Below are 16,401 nucleotides of genomic sequence, written 5' to 3'. Positions count from 1 at the left end.
TCTAACGACAGCGTTCTGTCAAAGAAATAACAAAGATACAATAAGAAAACATGCGAGGAGGAAATTATTGTGAGAGAGTTTTCCATGAAAGACAAAATTGGCTACACCCTCGGGGATTTGGGGTGCTGCTGTACGGAGCAGTTCAGAGCAATGTTTTTGACAGTGTTCTACACGCTTGTACTGAAAGTAAATCCTGTCCATGTCGGAATCATCCTGCTGATTACAAAAATCTGGGATGCAATCAATGACCCGATCATCGGTGCGATCATCGACTCAAGAAAGTCGACAAAGGGCGGAAGATTTATTCCGTGGATCAAAGCATTCTGTGTTCCGATGGGTGTGCTGTGTGTGATCGGATTTTTAGATGTCAGCAGCTGGGACTATAAATTCAAGTTGGCATATATTTTGATCACCTATATTTTTTATGAGGCGATGTATACTTGTGTAAATGTTCCGTTTGGTTCACTTTCCAGTGTCATGACAGATGATGTCAATCACCGGACAGATTTATCCCGTTACAGAAGCCTTGGCGGAACGATTTTTATGACCGTGATCGTAATTGTAGGGCCGCTTGTACTTTATAAGGACAATAAGCCAGTTGCGTCCAGATTCACTCTGATGGCACTTCTCTGTGCGACAATCGGTGTGTTCTGCCTGATCGTGACAAGCTCCTGGTGTAAGGAACGTATCGAATGGAAGGTGCAGGAAGGCAAGAAATTCAACTATTTAGATGCGCTGAAAAATGTTATCAAGAACAGAGCATTGCTTGGACTGATCTTTTCAAGCCTTGCAGGAATGATTGCAGCAAGTGTTGTAAATGGATTGAATACTTACTTATTTAAAGACTATTTCGGGGATGTGAAAGTAATGTCAATCTCTGGTATGTTAAATACTGTGTATGCAATCATCACATTTATCGGAACAAAATATGTTTCCAAGAAGCTTGGAAAAAAAGAATGGTGTATGTACGGAGCGGGATTTGCAGCACTTGTCTTTGGTATTTTATTCTTTGTACCGGTGAAAAATCCACTTGTATTTATTGCGATCAACGGAATCTGTTATCTCGGAGCAAGTGGTTTTCAGGTGCTGATCTGGGCAATGGTAAATGACGCGATCGATTATCAGGAGTTGATGACAGGAGAAAGAAATGAAGGTATGGTATACTCTACTTACTCTTTCTTCCGGAAGCTGTCATCGGCAGTCAGTGCAAGTCTTAGCAGCTTTACACTTGCAATGATCGGATATAATGTAAATGAAGTAGTACAGACAGCGGCAGTAAAAGCAAATATATGGAAATCTTACACCGCAATCTATGCAGTGGGATATTTGATCGCAGTATTGATTTTATTCTTTGTATATCCATTGTCAAAGAAAAAGACAGAACAAATGTTAGAAGAGCTTGCAAAAAGAAGAGCAAAGGGAAAAGGAGGCAGATAAATGGTCCGTTATATTGAAGTTGAAAATAGAAAAGGAAAAATTCTCCGTGGATTTTTAAATCTTCCGGACGGAGTAGCGCATCCGCCGGTTGTCTTAAATCTACATGGATTTGGAGGAAGTCTGTCCGGGTACAAATATGCACATACACATTTGGCTAGAACACTGGAGGCGGAGGGAATCGCATGTATGCGATTTGACTTCTACGGATGTGGGGAAAGTGACGGAGAGTTTGATGAGATGACATTTACCGGACTGCTTGAGGATGCGGAGGATGCCTATGCATGGCTGAAAAGTCAGTCATGCGTAGACGGGGAGAAAATTATTTTATCCGGTCAGAGTATGGGGGGATTTGTGGCGGCAAGTGCGGCTCCACGTATTCAGCCGTACGGTTTGGTTCTGATGTGTCCGGGAGCAGGAATGTGGTATGGATGCAAAGAGCGCGCAGATTACTTTAAGAATCTCGGAATGACTTTCGCAGATATGGAAGGACTGAGATTCGGTCTGGAGTTTAACTATGACCTTGCAAAGTATTCACCATTTGAAGACGCAAAAGGATATGAGGGCAGTGTGCTGATCCTGCGCGGAACAAAAGATGAACTTGTCGATGATAAAACTTGTGAAACATATATGGAATGTTATACCGGAGCGAAAAAATTCGTGAAGATTGAAGGCGGCAATCATAATTTTGCAAGTATTCCGGCAAGAGAAGCGTGTGAGGCAGAAATTGTAAATTATGTAAAAGAGATTATCTGATTTCAGAAAGGCAGGAGAACAAGATGAAATTATTAGAGAGCATTCAAGTAGGGAATACAACACTGAAAAACAGAATTATGTTTCCACCTCTGACGACAGGATATGAGGCAAAGGATGGAAGTATTACTCCGCAGAGTCAGGCGTTTTATGAGAGACTTGCGGAGGGCGGAGTATCGTATATCGTTCTCGGAGATGTGGCGCCGATCAAGACGTTTACACCGGTTCCAAAGTTATGTGAGGACAGTCAGATCGAAAGTTTCCGTAAGCTGGCAGATGCAGTGCATAAACATGGTGCCAAGATCGGAGTACAGATTTTCCATCCAGAATATGATACAGCAAGCATTACAGAACTGTTCTTAAAAGGAGATTTTGAAGGACTCCGCGCAAAAATGAAACATGATATGATGCATTTCATCGATGAGGTATCAGAAGAAAGCCTGCAGGAGATCATTAAAAAAATGTGTGAATGTGCAAAGCGGGCACAGACAGCCGGAATCGATGCCATCCAGGTGCATGGAGACCGTCTGGTCGGAGCACTTTCCAGCACAATTTTAAACCACAGAACAGATAAGTATGGTGGAAGTCTTGAGAACCGTACAAGATTTGCCATCGAGCTTGTGACAGCGCTCAGAAAAGCAGTTCCAGATATGATCATTGATTACAAGTTGGCTGTTGTTACTCCACAGAGAGGAAAGGGCGGAGTGATCGCAGAGGAAGCGGTTATATTTGCAAAATGGCTTGAGGAAGCCGGAGTAGATATGCTCCATGTGGCACAGGCAAATCATACTGGGAATATGGCAGATACCATTCCACCGATGGGTGTTCAGCCATATGCATTCTTTGCTGACATTGCAGGAAAAGTGAAAGAACAGGTCAACATTCCAGTCAGCACTGTTGGAAGAATCGTAAGTCCGGCGCTTGCAGAGAGTATCCTGGAAAGTGGAAAGGCAGATATTATCGGACTGGGTAGACCGCTTCTTGCAGATCCGGATTGGGGCAAAAAGCTGGAAGAAGGTAATGGAGATCAGATCCGCCAGTGCATCATGTGCAACAAAGGATGTACAGACCGGATCCAGAACAGACAATTCTTAAGCTGTATTTTAAATGCAGAAAACGGATATGAATTAGAGAGAAAGATCACACCTGCAGAGACACCAAAGAAAGTTGTTGTAGTCGGCGGAGGCCCGGCAGGACTGGAAGCTGCGAGAGTTGCGGCATTAAAAGGACATCAGGTGACCCTGTTTGAAGAGAAGACAGTTCTCGGAGGACAGATTCAGATCGCTAAAGTTCCGCCGAGAAAAGAAGAGCTGGAACGTGCGCTTGTTTACCTGACAAATGCAGTAAAAGAGGCCGGTGTGGAAATTTTCTGTGGAAAGAAAGTGACAGAGGATGATCTGCTTGCTTATGGAGCAGATGCAGTGATCGTTGCGACCGGAGCTTCTAACATGATGCTCCCAATCCCAGGGGCAGACCGCACACGCGTATGCAGTGCATGGGATGTGCTGGAAGGAACTGCACAGGTATATGGAAGAGCAGCTGTGATCGGTGGTGGAATGGTAGGATGTGAAACCGCAGAATATCTGGCAGAGAGAGGGTGTGAAGTAAGTATCATCGAAATGCTGGATAAGATTGCAAACGGAGAGAGCAGTACAATTCTTCCTACTTTGATGGAAAATTTTGAAAAAAATCACGTTGCTCAGTATGTATCTCATAAAGTAGAGAGTATCGGAGAGAAGTCAGTCGTATGTAAGACAGGAGATGATGAGACGAAAGAAATCCCTTATGATTTTGTTGTGATGGCAGTAGGAGCAAAAGCAAATGCATTTGAGACGGAGAAATTAGAGAAAGCAGGCATTGCAGTGACAAAGATCGGAGACTGCAAAGACCGTGCATCGGATATCGAAAATGCAATAAAATCAGGATACGATGCGGCAAATGCGATTGCATAGAAGAAAATAGAAAATTATTCAAAGACGAAAGATCAGAAGTTGATAAAATGAGAATAAAAAAGCCAGTGATAGTGGACAGAGAAAAAATCTCTGCCCGCCATTACTGGCTTTTTAAAATGTATTCTGAATCCATTCGCATGCTTCATTTGGAGAAATATTTCCTAAGAGAAGATTTCGGATGGAAGTACCTATAGAAAATTCAAACTGCTGGATGGAACAACTAGATTGTTTTCCACAGCCTCTAGAGCCCAGGTCGAAACTTTTTTTGACGGCATGGAGCCATGGAAAGAGGTCAAGATTTCGCAAACCAGTGTAAGAAGTGGTGAGCGGGGAAGTACCTCCCAGCTTCATCATAAGAGAGGACACTTCTTCGGAATAGTACCATTGGAAGAATTGACGGCAGGCATCTATTTTTTTTGAGTATTTAGAGATTCCGATGACACCTCCACCAATTAAAGGATGTTTTCCGGGAACAATAGAAGCACCGACTTTTCCTACTACATCTGAATGTTTGGAATTGATGATGTATGGGGCATAATTCGAATAGATGATAGTAGTTGCTGCGTTTCCGTTGATAAATTGTGAAACACTGTCAAGCCACCATGGCTGCTGGGTGGCATAGTGAGTCATTTGGAGATATTGTGTCATTGCCGAGAGCAAATGTTCTTTATTCTGACATAAGTTTGTGAGAGTTTCTCTGGTATTTTCTGAAAAAAGGTAGGGCATGAAATCACTGGCAATGATGGATGCGGCGCCGGAAGTCATGGTTGTCCCGTATAAGGTTGGTGACAGCGTGTTGTATGATTTTGTAAAAAATTCAGCGATTTTCAGAAAATCCCTGCAGTTAGAAGGAACAGTAAGTTTTTCGTGAAAATGTTCATAAAAAGCCCGGCAGATCGTAGCATCTTCAAATAAGTCCTTTCGATATAAGAAGATTTGTGTACTTAGATCGAAAGGAAGTGTGTAAGAGGCATAGTTTGGAAAGCCGTTGTCTGTATAACCAGTTGAGATCAGCGAAGAAAAATCAATATCAGAAGGTGAAAGACAACTTGTCAATGGAAGGTAAGTGCTTTCGCCAAGTGTGTCCAGCATTGCAATATCAATTCGGATTAAATCATAGTGATGCTGCTCTGTCATCAGAGAAATCTGCTGATGAAGGTCATTGTAAGGCATACTGACTACTTTCAGATGAACTCCACTGATGGCTTCAAACAGAGGAGATAATTTTTTTAAAGCCTCTGTGGAAGGAGCATCTAAAGTGAGGATAGAAAGAGTTTCTTTCTCGGCCTTTTTTATATTGGTGAATAAAAAAGGGAGCCCTTTGGGCTTTAAAATATGATTGGAAGCAGTTCTCTCGCTTTGAGAAGAAGGGGAAGAGAGAAGTTCATAAATTTTCATTCCAATTTTAGTATAATCCAATTCGTACACATGAAAATGACCATGCGGAATCCTGGCAAGGGATGCAAATGTCATAATATGCGGCATGTTGCAATGCGTTAGAGAAACCGCATTGATTACAGCGTCGGCACGCAAAATACTTGTGGTAATCACTAAATCATAAGGAACTTCCTCCTGAAGGAGATCAAAAGCTTTTGTCAGTGACAAGTTCATATCAGAAGAGAAGTGCTCCAGTGTGACGGAAGTGTTTGAAAGAGCATTCCGCAGGTGATCAAAAAGCTGTGTTTCACAATGATTAATGCCAGAAGCGGAAAAAAAGGCAATCCTTTCAAAGTGATTATGAGAAATATAATTAGCAAGGTCAGCGCTGATCTGCTTTTTGTCGAAAGAAATGTAATGGTCTATATCTCTGAGTTCAGCAGGGGAGCGGTCTATATAAAAAACAGGACAAGGAAGTGACTGATACGGATTTCTGGAAAGAGAAATTCCTTTTAAGGAGGAAACAGTCACTACTAATAAAATGTTGGAAACAGGAAGCCTATCTAAGATGGAAAGTTCGTGTTCACAAATATCATCAGTTGTATAAACATGTACACTATAATCAGCAGTCTTTTTGGAAGAGGCAAAGGCAATTTGAAGAGAGGTATAGAGATCCATATATAGGTCTTCGCGGAGTGACGGTACGATCAAGGCGATGACCGTAGCATTTCCCTGCCGGAGAAGCTGAGCCTGGGCATTTGGAACATATCCAAGCTTTTTGGCAGCAGCTTCTACTAATTTTATTTTTTCAATACTGACCTTCCCTGTCTTGTTTAGCACATTGGAAACCGTTCCGTGGGAAACGCCAGCTTCTTTTGCGATGTCTTTCATTGTTGGCATAATAATGTACTCCTAAAATTTAAATCTTTCAATATAGTATTAGATTAGCAAAAGACTATAAATAATTCAAGAGAGAAAAAGAAGAGAATGATACGTTCCAATATTGATCACCTGAAAAAGGTTAAAACAAAACTAAAAAGGTAAAAACTAACAAAAATCAACATCTTCTTTTGTTAAAAATGTGTAAAATGACGTTAAAACAAGTTTGAAATATTGACACGTTCCAATTTATCAAATATAATGAGGACACGATACAAGAGAAGTGTAAAAAACTTCCTAAGACAATAATTTAGAAAAAGTGGAGGATTTTCTGATGAAAAAGAAACTGATTAGCATTTTGCTGTGTGCAGGTATGGTGATTTCATTAGCTGGATGTGGTGAGACAGGAAAAGAAGAGAAGGCAGAAAATGAAGCAAAAAAAGGAGAAACATTGACAATTTATACAAATTCAGGTTCGGATGGTCGAGGAGAATGGCTGGAAGAGAAAGCGAAAGAGGCTGGATTTGATATTCAATTTATCGATGCAGGGGCTGCAGAGACACAGAGTCGTCTGATTGCAGAGAAAAATGCTCCTGTGGCAGATGTAGTGTTTGGATTGAATTCCATCATCTGGTCTTCTTTGAAAAGCGAGGATATTTTGACGGAATATGTCCCGAAGTGGGCAGGAGAAGTTGAATCAGAATTAAATGATTCGGATGGATTTTATCATGCTACAGTAAAACAGGCAATTTTACTTTGTTATGATGAAAACCAGATATCAGAGGAGGAAGCGCCGAAGGATTGGCCGGATCTGTGGCAAAAAGAAGAATTCCATGGCAAATATGAATATCTGACAGGACTTTCAGGCGGAACAGTAAGAAATGTATTGGCAGGTATTTTGACAAGATATGCGGATCCGGAAGGAGAGCTTGGAATTTCTGATGAAGGTTGGAAAGAGATTGAATCTTATTATAAAAATGGATCACCAAATGAGTCCGGAGTTGATCTCTATGCGAGAATCGCAGATACGAATAATCCAATTGTTTGTGGACAGATGTGGTCAAGTGGAATTGAGTCACGTGACGAGCAGTATGGAACAAAAACGGCATATGTTGTGCCGGAAGTTGGAGTGCCGTATGCAGTGGAAGCAATCGGAATTGTAAATGGAACGAAAAAATTAGATGAAGCAAAAGAATTTGTAGATTGGTTTGGAAGTGCGGAAGTGCAGGGAGAATGGGCAGAAGAATTCTCTACATTACCAGCAAATGAAAAAGCAGTAGACAAGGCAAATGAATTTAATCAGGAAATTGCAAAAATTCCGGCACAGGATATCGACTGGGATCTTGTGGCAGAAAATATAGATGCATGGTGTGAGAAAATTATTCTTGAATATATGCCATAGGAAGTGAATTGAGCAAAGGAGAAAAAGCCATGATTAAGCTTGAAAATATTGATGTATGCTTTGGAGATTTTAAAGCATTAAAAAATATTAATATCCATGTGAAGGAAGGGGAATTTTTTACTTTTCTCGGACCTTCAGGGTGTGGGAAGACAACGACGCTTCGTACGATTACAGGATTTATCAATCCGGTCAATGGAACGGTCAGTGTCCGTGGGAAAGACATTACCAATACTCCTGTTGAGAAAAGAAATATTGGAATGGTATTTCAAAGTTATGCGTTGTTTCCGACGATGACAGTATATGAGAATATTGCATTTGGTTTAAAAGTACAAAAGATGAGCAAAGAAGATATTCGCCAAAAAGTATATTCTATGGCAGAAAAAGTAGATTTGAGTGAGGAGCAGCTTCAAAAGAAGGTTTCAGAATTGTCAGGAGGGCAACAGCAGAGAGTCGCGATAGCGAGGGCGCTTGTAACATCTCCGGAGATCATCTGTTTGGATGAACCATTGTCAAACTTAGATGCAAAGCTCCGAGTGCAGCTTAGAAATGAATTAAAAGATCTGCAGAGAAGATTTGGGATTACAAGTGTTTATGTCACCCATGATCAGGAAGAAGCTTTGACGCTATCTGATAAAATTGCAGTATTTAATGAAGGAGTCATTGAACAGATTGGTACACCGGATGAAATTTATAATCACTCTGCAACGGAGTTTGTATGTAATTTTATCGGGGATATCAATCGTCTTGAAAAGGAGTTTTTGATTGCATCAGGGCTGGATGCTTCCAATAAATCCATTGTGGATGTAGATAAAAAGTGTTATATCCGTCTGGAGCGAATCCATGTGAATGATGTTTTGGATGGGGACACGCTTAAAATCGGAGCGGAAGTAGAAAGTGCGGAGTTTTATGGACTTTATATTAAATATATTTTGAAAGCCGGAAATGAGTCGCTTAAAGTGATCGAAAAAAATAGTGGACGTCCGCTTTATAAAAAGGGAGAAAAAGTAACATTAAGCTTTAATCCGAAGGATATTATGCAGTATTAGAGGAGAAGGATGATGAAAAAGAAAAAGATGAAATTTGATTCCGGTCAATTGCCTAAATATTTGATTTATGCATTTTTTGTGTGGTTTATTTTATCCTGTCTTGTAATACCGAATATCAATACGATTTTTACTGTGTTTTTTGAAAATGGAGAGTTTACACTGGAACCGCTTCAGAAACTTTTGAGTTCGGAAAAAGCAATGAAAAGTCTTAGAAATAGTTGTATTCTTGCACCGGCACTTTCGGTGACGGTAGGATTTGTTGGAATCAGCCTTGTACTTATCACGGAATATTTTGATATTCGGGGAGCGAGAATGTTACGCATTGGTTATATGACAACACTGATTTATGGTGGAATCATTCTGGTGTCAGGATACAAATTTATTTACGGAAACAATGGATTTCTTACAAATATTTTTGCAAAGGTAATTCCAAATTTCCCAACAGACTGGTTTCAGGGGTTTTGGGCAGTTTTGTTTGTCATGACGTTTGCATGCACATCAAATCATATGATTTTTTTGAGGAATGCAATGCGTGCAGTTGATTTTCAGACAGTGGAAGCGGCGCAAAATATGGGGGCATCCCAGATTCGGATTTTGTTGCGAGTAGTTCTGCCGGTTTTGACACCATCACTTCTGGCGGTTACCATTTTAACATTTATTACTGGGTTGTCAGCGACTTCTGCTCCGCTTTTGATTGGTGGAAATGATTTTCAGACAATTACACCGATGATTTTGACTTTTTCTAAAACAGTAAATTCAAGACCATTGGCAGCTTTGCTCGCATTGTTTTTAGGAATTGCGACAATTTTACTGCTTACAGTGATGATGAAGATTGAAAAGCGCGGGCATTATATGTCGATTTCAAAAGTAAAGACGACTATTAGAAAGCAGAAGATCAGAAATCCAATTATCAATGTGCTTGTACATATTTATGCGTATATCCTGTTTTTGATCTATGTACTGCCGGTTGTTTTAATCGTGCTGTTCTCATTTACAGATGCAAAAACAATTGCGACAAGAAAGTTAAGTTTGTCAGCATTTACTTTGGATAATTATAAGACGATTTTAACAGAGGCTTCAGCGTACAGACCGTTTATTGTCAGTGTTATTTATTCATTGCTATCTGCAGTGGCAGTTGCAATCCTTGTATTAATGGCATGCCGCATTATTCAAAAGAATAAGAATAAGGCATCGGCAGCATTGGAATATGGGCTTTTAATCCCGTGGCTGCTTCCGACAACATTGATTGCGATCGGATTGATCACTACATATAACACTCCAAGATTCTGGATGTTTAACAAAATATTGACAGGGACATCTGTTATTATGTTCATCGGATATGTGATCATTAAAATCCCATTTACACTTCGTATGACAAAGGCGGCATTTTTCTCATTGGATGATTCGCTGGAGGATGCAGCAAGAAGTCTTGGGGCCAAAGGGTTTTACACTTTCAGAAGAGTGATCCTGCCAATCGTTCTGCCGACAGTTCTTGCAATTTTTGCACTGAATTTTAATGGTCTGCTTGGAGATTATGATATGTCTGTATTTATGTATCATCCTTTGAATCAACCGCTTGGAGTTTATATCAAATCATTGACAGATGCACAAACAAATGCGGATAATTCGGCATTGTCATTTGTCTATGCGGTGCTTATGATGATAATCTCCGGGACAGTTGTTTACTTTGTCTATGGAAGAGGAGATAAAACAAAAGTAAAAAAATAGTAGTAATGAGGGAAAATATGGTAGGTAAGGAAAAGTTTAAAGAAATAAATAGGCTTTTAAATCAGAAACTAGAAGAAAAAAAGGTGTTAATTGCTGTTCATAGAGGGTGTGGCTGTGGCAATATTATAGAAAATACGATTCCGGCGTACCGGGCAGCATTGCAAATGCATGCGGATATGTTTGAATGTGATTTGATTTCATCTACGGACGGAGTTGTCTATGCATTTCATGACGGATATGAGATGCGTCTTCTGCGGAAGAGACGAAATATTAAAACTTATACTTCTAAAGAGATTGACGCATTTAAATACAAAAATATTATTGAAGAGCCAGCTGAATATGGTGTTGAAAAGTTCGAAGATATTTTGCAGTCTTTTCAGTCAGGAGAATTGTTTAATATTGACAGGGCATGGGATATTCTTCCGGAAGTGATAAGTCTGTTAGAAAAATATCCACAGGCAATTCATCAGGCAATTATCAAAACTCCCGTAAAAAAGAAATATTTAGACTATCTGGAAGAATGCAAGATGAAAGTGATGTATATGCCAATTGCATATAATTTGGAGGAAATCAAGACGGTGTTGGCTTATGAGAATATTAATATCGTAGGAGTTGAAATGATTGCAAAAAATTCCGAAGAAGAACTTTTTCAAGATTGTAATATTCAATGGGTCAAGGAACAGGGACTATTTTGCTGGGCGAATGCAATTACACTTGGAGGATCTCAGAAATATGACCTTTTTGGAGGCCTTGACGATGATATGGCAATTAAAGAGTCCCCTAAAAAGGCATGGGGAAAGCTGATTGATAAGGGAATCAATGTGATGCAGACAGATTGGCCTGGGATTATGAGTGATTTCATTGAGAAGTATATTTGATCTGAAATGATGAGAAAATTATAAAAAGAGCTGTTGCAAATGTGGTGATATGCAAAGGGGGAAAAGATCCTATAGAAATGCATCTTGCTGCAAAAGCAGCAGCTTTCTCTAACTAAGAAATGTTGCAGGAGAAAGGAAAGAGAAGATGTTGGCAGGTTTTCGGGAAGTCACATTACAGGCGGTAGTTTTCAGGCTTGTACTTTCGGTTCTGATCGGAGGAATTTTAGGGTTTGAGCGTGGCTTAAAGAATCGGCCGGCAGGGTTGAGAACCTATGTCCTTGTATGTGTTGGAGCAACAATTGTGATGCTGACCAATCAGTATATTTATCAAAATGCCGGGACAGGCGACCCTGTAAGGATGGGAGCTCAGGTGATAAGCGGGATTGGTTTTTTGGGAGCGGGGACAATTATGGTTACACCCCACAATCAGATCAAGGGGCTGACAACAGCAGCGGGATTATGGGCATCGGCGTGTGTTGGACTGGCGCTTGGAATTGGCGCTTATGAAATTGCAATGATTGGTGGTGTAACTATTTTTATTGTTCTTACATTGCTTCAGCACTGGGATTTTTTAATGAGAAACCGACTTCATATTTTGGACGTTTATGTAGAACTTGACAAGAAGATTCCGATTGGAGAATTTATCAGAAATTTGCGTGACAGAGATATGGAATTAAGTAACCTACAGATAGAGCGTGACAGTTATATGGGGAATGATGTGATTTGCTTTACGGTAACGCTTGCGGGGAAAAAGGCCCTATCAAGGGAAGTATTACTTCGGACGGTGACAAAGCTGGAAGGAGTACGTTTTGCAGAAGAAATATAGAGGTGAGGTAAGATGAAAGAGAGAAAGACAAGAAAATATTTGATCATCCTGCTGAGTATTGTGATGATATTGATCGGCGTGGGGAGTTATTTCTATATGAAAAAGATGCCGAAAGTGACATTGACAGAGAAAGTGGATATGCCGATTCCTGAAAAGTCGGGAAGAGGGAAAGAGATGGAAGATCTTGTTCCGATGTATGCTGAAGAATATGTGGATGATCCGATATTAAAACAGGCAGTAACGTATTTTCGGAGATGGGAATGGACTCAGCTTTACAGAGAGTTGGATGAAATTGTCACAGAAGATCCAGACTATCTGGATGCATACCGACTTCAGGCGGAAGCTTATATGATCAATAAAGATTATGAGGCAGCGTTGTCACAACTGGATAGAATATTGGAAAGAGACAGAACAGATGTGCATGCACTGGGAGTTACGACAGTATTGATGCATATTTTAGAGAATGAAGAAGGAGAGAAAGAGCGACTGTTAGCTTTGGAGAAGGTATCCGGACAGGCGGCGGATGCTGTAAGAAATGTTCTGGAAGAAACAGATGAACTTTTAAAGCAGCCATATGGAAGTGAACCGCAAACGGATATGATTCCGCAGGCCATTGCAGTATTTGGACAGACACCAAAGGAAAATGGAAAGCCGTCCGCAGGACTTTTGAGCAGATTGGAGTGTGCATTAGAGTTGGCGGAGCGGTTTCCAGACGCAAAAATCATTTTGAGCGGAGGCGATGTCAAGACAAAATTTACAGAGGCATCGGTGATGAAAGAATGGCTTCTAGAACAGGGGGTAGCAGAAGACAGAATATTGTTGGATGAGAGGGCAAGAGATACCTATGGGAATGCAATCGGAATCCTCTCTATTTGCAAAGAAATAAAAGTACATAAAGTCATGGTGGTTGGAACGATTTTACATTTACCGCGCGCGGTGACAACTTTGACACTTTATGCCAAAGCAGAAGGATATGACATGAAGATTGATTCGGCAGGAGGCGGGGAACATGAAGCATCAGATGAGGGAGAAAGACTTTATACTTATGTAAATGCTTCTAGAGCAGCTGGAATATTTTCTAAACAGGATTATGAAAAATTTCAGTAAAAATGGGGATGTATAAAAATGGAAGAATGATTCAAACAGGAAAAAGTTATAAGCATAAAAACAGTTGCTTTCTTGTGTGAGTATGGTAAAATTGTGACGGTATTGTTATAACACAGAAAAGAGAACAGGAAGGAACAAAAGAGATGAAAAAGAGTGTAAATTTGTTAGAGGGATCGATTTTCCCATCACTGACCAAGCTTGCTCTTCCAATCATGGCGACATCTCTTGTACAGATGGCGTATAATATGACGGATATGATCTGGATTGGAAGGATCAGCAGTGATGCGGTGGCAGCGGTCGGCGCAGCAGGAATGTATATGTGGCTCGCCAATGGGCTTGCAACACTTGCGAAAATGGGCGGGCAGGTAAAGGTTGCACACGCAATCGGAGCAAAAGATTATGAGGAAGCGACGGTATTTACAAAGAGCGCACTGCAGCTTGGAATTTTATTTGGAATCATTTATGGGTTGGCAGCGGTACTTTTTGCAAGACCTTTGATCAGTTTTTTCCATTTGAATAGTCCGCAGGTCATTGCGGATGCGAGGATTTATCTCCAAGTGACTTGCGGGGGAGTGATCTTTTCCTTTTTAAATCAGATATTTACCGGGATCATGACTGCTATGGGAAATAGCAGGATTTCTTTTATGGCAACTGCAGTAGGACTTTTGATCAACATTGTTTTAGATCCACTGTTGATTTTTGGAGCCGGACCGATTCCTAAAATGGGGGTGCTCGGAGCCGCTGTGGCTACGGTTCTTGCCCAGACAGTTGTAACAGCAATGTTTATGTGGGCAGCATTTCATGAGGAGACCGTCTTTCAGAAAGTGAGGATTTTATCCGGGATCCATAGAGAGCATATGCTGCTTTTGATCAAAATTGGTCTGCCAAGTGCAGTACAGAGCATGATATTTACAGGGATCTCGATGATCATTGCACGTTTGATTGCAGGATTTGGGGATTCCGCTGTGGCAGTGCAGAAAGTCGGATCGCAGATTGAGTCCATCTCCTGGATGACTGCAGAAGGATTTGCAGCTGCAGTCAATTCGTTTGTAGCGCAGAACTATGGAGCAGACAACATCAAACGTGTAAAGAAGGGATACCGGATTGCAATGGGAGTTGTCACTGTTTGGGGGATTTTCTGTACGATTCTTCTGATTGGATGTCCAGAGGTGATCTTCCGAATTTTTATCCCAGATGACAAGATTTTGCCGATGGGAGTTGATTATCTAAGAATTTTAGGGTATTCACAGTTGTTTATGTGTGCGGAAATTACGACTGGGGGCGCTTTTGCGGGGCTTGGGAAGACATTGCCGCCGTCTATTGTCAGTGTAATCCTGACTACTGCAAGAATTCCGATGGCGATGCTCTTGACTGCAACTGCACTTGGATTAAATGGAATCTGGTGGAGCATTACAATCTCAAGTATTCTAAAAGGAATTTGTCTGTTGGTAGGGTTCCTTATTTATATGAAGAGATTGAAACCACGAAAAACGTTATTGGAAAGTCAATAGTAAAGAGGTGTAAAATGCCATCATGAAATGCAGCGGCAGATCATGATGGCAAATAAGAAACATTAATTCAGATGGAATACCTGTGTGGCAATCGAAAAATAGATAATGATCGAGCAGGTATCTACAAGTGTTGTGATCAGAGGTGCAGCCATGATTGCTGGATCCAAGTGAACTTTTTTAGCAGCAAGCGGAAGCACACAGCCGATCAATTTGGATAAAATCACGGTTGCAATCAGGGAAAGGCCGATGACAACAGCAAGTTTCATGTCGTGGTAGACAAGGAAAATCCGAAGTCCATTTGCAAAGGCGAGGACGACACTGACGATCAGTGCAATCCGGAATTCTTTGAAGATGACTTTGAAAATGTCCCGGAAACGTATTTCATTCAGCGCCAGACCGCGGATGATCAGTGTAGAACTCTGGGAACCACAGTTTCCGCCGGTATCCATCAGCATTGGAATGAAGGAGACAAGGAGCGGGATTGCGGAGAAGGCATCCTCGTATCTTGTGATGATGGCGCCTGTAATGGAGGCGGAGAGCATCAGGACAAGGAGCCACACGATACGGTTTTTGGCGTGAGAAAATACGGAAGTTTCAAAGTAAGATTTCTCACTTGGGTTCATTGCCGCCATGATCGTGATATCTTCGGTAGCCTCTTCCACCATGACATCCATCGCATCATCGACTGTGACAATCCCCACCATCAGACCGCCGGTGTCAAGAATCGGAATTGCAAGCAGTCCATATTTGGAAAACAGTTGGGCAACTTCCTCCTGGTCTGTGTGAGTGGTAGCGGAAATAATCTCGGTCTCCATGATTTCGGAGATGACAGTATCGTCATTCATCGTCATCAAGTCTTTCGCAGAGACGATTCCAATCAACTTTCTGCGCTCCAGAACATAGCAGGTATAGATGGTTTCTTTGTGGATGCCGACCTGTTTGATGTGTGCCATAGCCTCTTTGACAGTCATGGACTGGTGGAGGGAGACATATTCGGTTGTCATAATGCTGCCGGCGCTGTCCTCAGGATAATTCAACAGAAGATTAATGCTGTTTCTCTTGCTGCTGTCCACTGCATTGAGAATGCGGGTAACAAGATTGGCCGGAAGCTCTTCGAGAAGATCCACAGTATCATCCATATATAGATCGTCGAGGATTTCTTTCAATTCTTTTTCGGTAAACATTTCTACAAGGTTTGTCTGCATTGTATTAGACATATTGGAAAATACATCAGCAGCCTTGTCTTTTGGGATCAGACGAAAGGCAATCGCAAGTTCTTTTTCGTTGAGCTCTTCTAATAAAAGAGCGATATCGACCACATTCATTACATCTAAAATACTATGGACGGCTTTGAAATCACCTTTGATTAGAAGTTCTGTAAAAATTTTAGCATTCATAAATATACACCCCTTTCTGGAAGTTGATAGAAATTCAGTAAAAACAAGAAAGTATATGAAATAAAAAAATCTCCGACATGCCTGAAAGATGTCGAAGATGGAAATACAAAT

12 protein-coding genes are annotated in these 16,401 nt (G+C 41.0%); 10 read left to right on the top strand and 2 right to left on the bottom strand.

Features of this window, described 5'->3' with window-relative positions; genetic code table 11:
- The first annotated feature begins 69 nt into the window (after nt 1-69).
- The 3 genes from EDD74_RS01490 to bilR are packed head-to-tail and all read left to right on the top strand — an operon-like array spanning nt 70 to nt 4,139.
- On the top strand, nt 70-1,437 hold the full coding sequence (locus EDD74_RS01490) for an MFS transporter (protein WP_116441749.1): 1,368 nt from the start codon (nt 70-72) through the stop codon (nt 1,435-1,437).
- Nucleotides 1,438-2,190 (top strand): alpha/beta hydrolase family protein, encoded by a 753-nt coding sequence (locus EDD74_RS01485; protein ID WP_016440054.1) that lies wholly within the window; start codon nt 1,438-1,440, stop codon nt 2,188-2,190. It begins immediately after the preceding gene.
- 23 nt (nt 2,191-2,213) lie between these two features.
- The gene (gene bilR / locus EDD74_RS01480) at nt 2,214-4,139 is read left to right on the top strand and encodes a bilirubin reductase, long form (RefSeq protein ID WP_116441750.1); all 1,926 of its coding nucleotides are present in this window, start codon (nt 2,214-2,216) and stop codon (nt 4,137-4,139) included.
- A 111-nt stretch (nt 4,140-4,250) separates the two neighbouring features.
- Here the strand turns inward: bilR and EDD74_RS01475 are convergent, their stop codons facing one another.
- Nucleotides 4,251-6,416, bottom strand: a complete 2,166-nt coding sequence (locus EDD74_RS01475; protein ID WP_116441751.1) for an extracellular solute-binding protein — start codon at nt 6,414-6,416, stop codon at nt 4,251-4,253.
- Between the two features lie 313 nt (nt 6,417-6,729).
- Between EDD74_RS01475 and EDD74_RS01470 the strand changes: the two genes are divergently transcribed.
- From EDD74_RS01470 to EDD74_RS01440, 7 genes are all read left to right on the top strand, one after another.
- On the top strand, nt 6,730-7,797 hold the full coding sequence (locus tag EDD74_RS01470; RefSeq protein ID WP_116441752.1) for an extracellular solute-binding protein: 1,068 nt from the start codon (nt 6,730-6,732) through the stop codon (nt 7,795-7,797).
- Between the two features lie 29 nt (nt 7,798-7,826).
- Nucleotides 7,827-8,843 carry an ABC transporter ATP-binding protein gene (locus EDD74_RS01465; RefSeq protein ID WP_116441753.1) on the top strand — a complete coding sequence of 339 codons (1,017 nt, stop codon included), beginning with the start codon at nt 7,827-7,829 and terminating at the stop codon, nt 8,841-8,843.
- A 12-nt stretch (nt 8,844-8,855) separates the two neighbouring features.
- Nucleotides 8,856-10,571 carry an ABC transporter permease gene (locus EDD74_RS01460; protein WP_242990133.1) on the top strand — a complete coding sequence of 572 codons (1,716 nt, stop codon included), beginning with the start codon at nt 8,856-8,858 and terminating at the stop codon, nt 10,569-10,571.
- Nucleotides 10,572-10,588: 17 nt separating this feature from the next.
- The gene (locus tag EDD74_RS01455) at nt 10,589-11,449 is read left to right on the top strand and encodes a glycerophosphodiester phosphodiesterase family protein (RefSeq protein ID WP_165851590.1); all 861 of its coding nucleotides are present in this window, start codon (nt 10,589-10,591) and stop codon (nt 11,447-11,449) included.
- A 145-nt stretch (nt 11,450-11,594) separates the two neighbouring features.
- The gene (locus EDD74_RS01450) at nt 11,595-12,275 is read left to right on the top strand and encodes an MgtC/SapB family protein (RefSeq protein ID WP_116441756.1); all 681 of its coding nucleotides are present in this window, start codon (nt 11,595-11,597) and stop codon (nt 12,273-12,275) included.
- 12 nt (nt 12,276-12,287) lie between these two features.
- On the top strand, nt 12,288-13,382 hold the full coding sequence (locus tag EDD74_RS01445; protein ID WP_116441757.1) for an ElyC/SanA/YdcF family protein: 1,095 nt from the start codon (nt 12,288-12,290) through the stop codon (nt 13,380-13,382).
- A gap of 143 nt (nt 13,383-13,525) precedes the next feature.
- Nucleotides 13,526-14,893 carry an MATE family efflux transporter gene (locus EDD74_RS01440; protein ID WP_116441758.1) on the top strand — a complete coding sequence of 456 codons (1,368 nt, stop codon included), beginning with the start codon at nt 13,526-13,528 and terminating at the stop codon, nt 14,891-14,893.
- 62 nt (nt 14,894-14,955) lie between these two features.
- On the opposite strand, the gene mgtE is transcribed toward EDD74_RS01440, so the two are convergent.
- The gene (gene mgtE, locus EDD74_RS01435) at nt 14,956-16,290 is read right to left on the bottom strand and encodes a magnesium transporter (RefSeq protein ID WP_008976415.1); all 1,335 of its coding nucleotides are present in this window, start codon (nt 16,288-16,290) and stop codon (nt 14,956-14,958) included.
- Between the last annotated feature and the right edge of the window lie 111 nt (nt 16,291-16,401).

It is taken from the genome of Faecalimonas umbilicata (genome assembly GCF_004346095.1).
Taxonomy (GTDB): Bacteria; Bacillota; Clostridia; order Lachnospirales; family Lachnospiraceae; genus Faecalimonas; species Faecalimonas umbilicata.
Note: the sequence above shows the minus strand (reverse complement) of the source record. Positions and strands in the feature narration are given on the sequence as shown.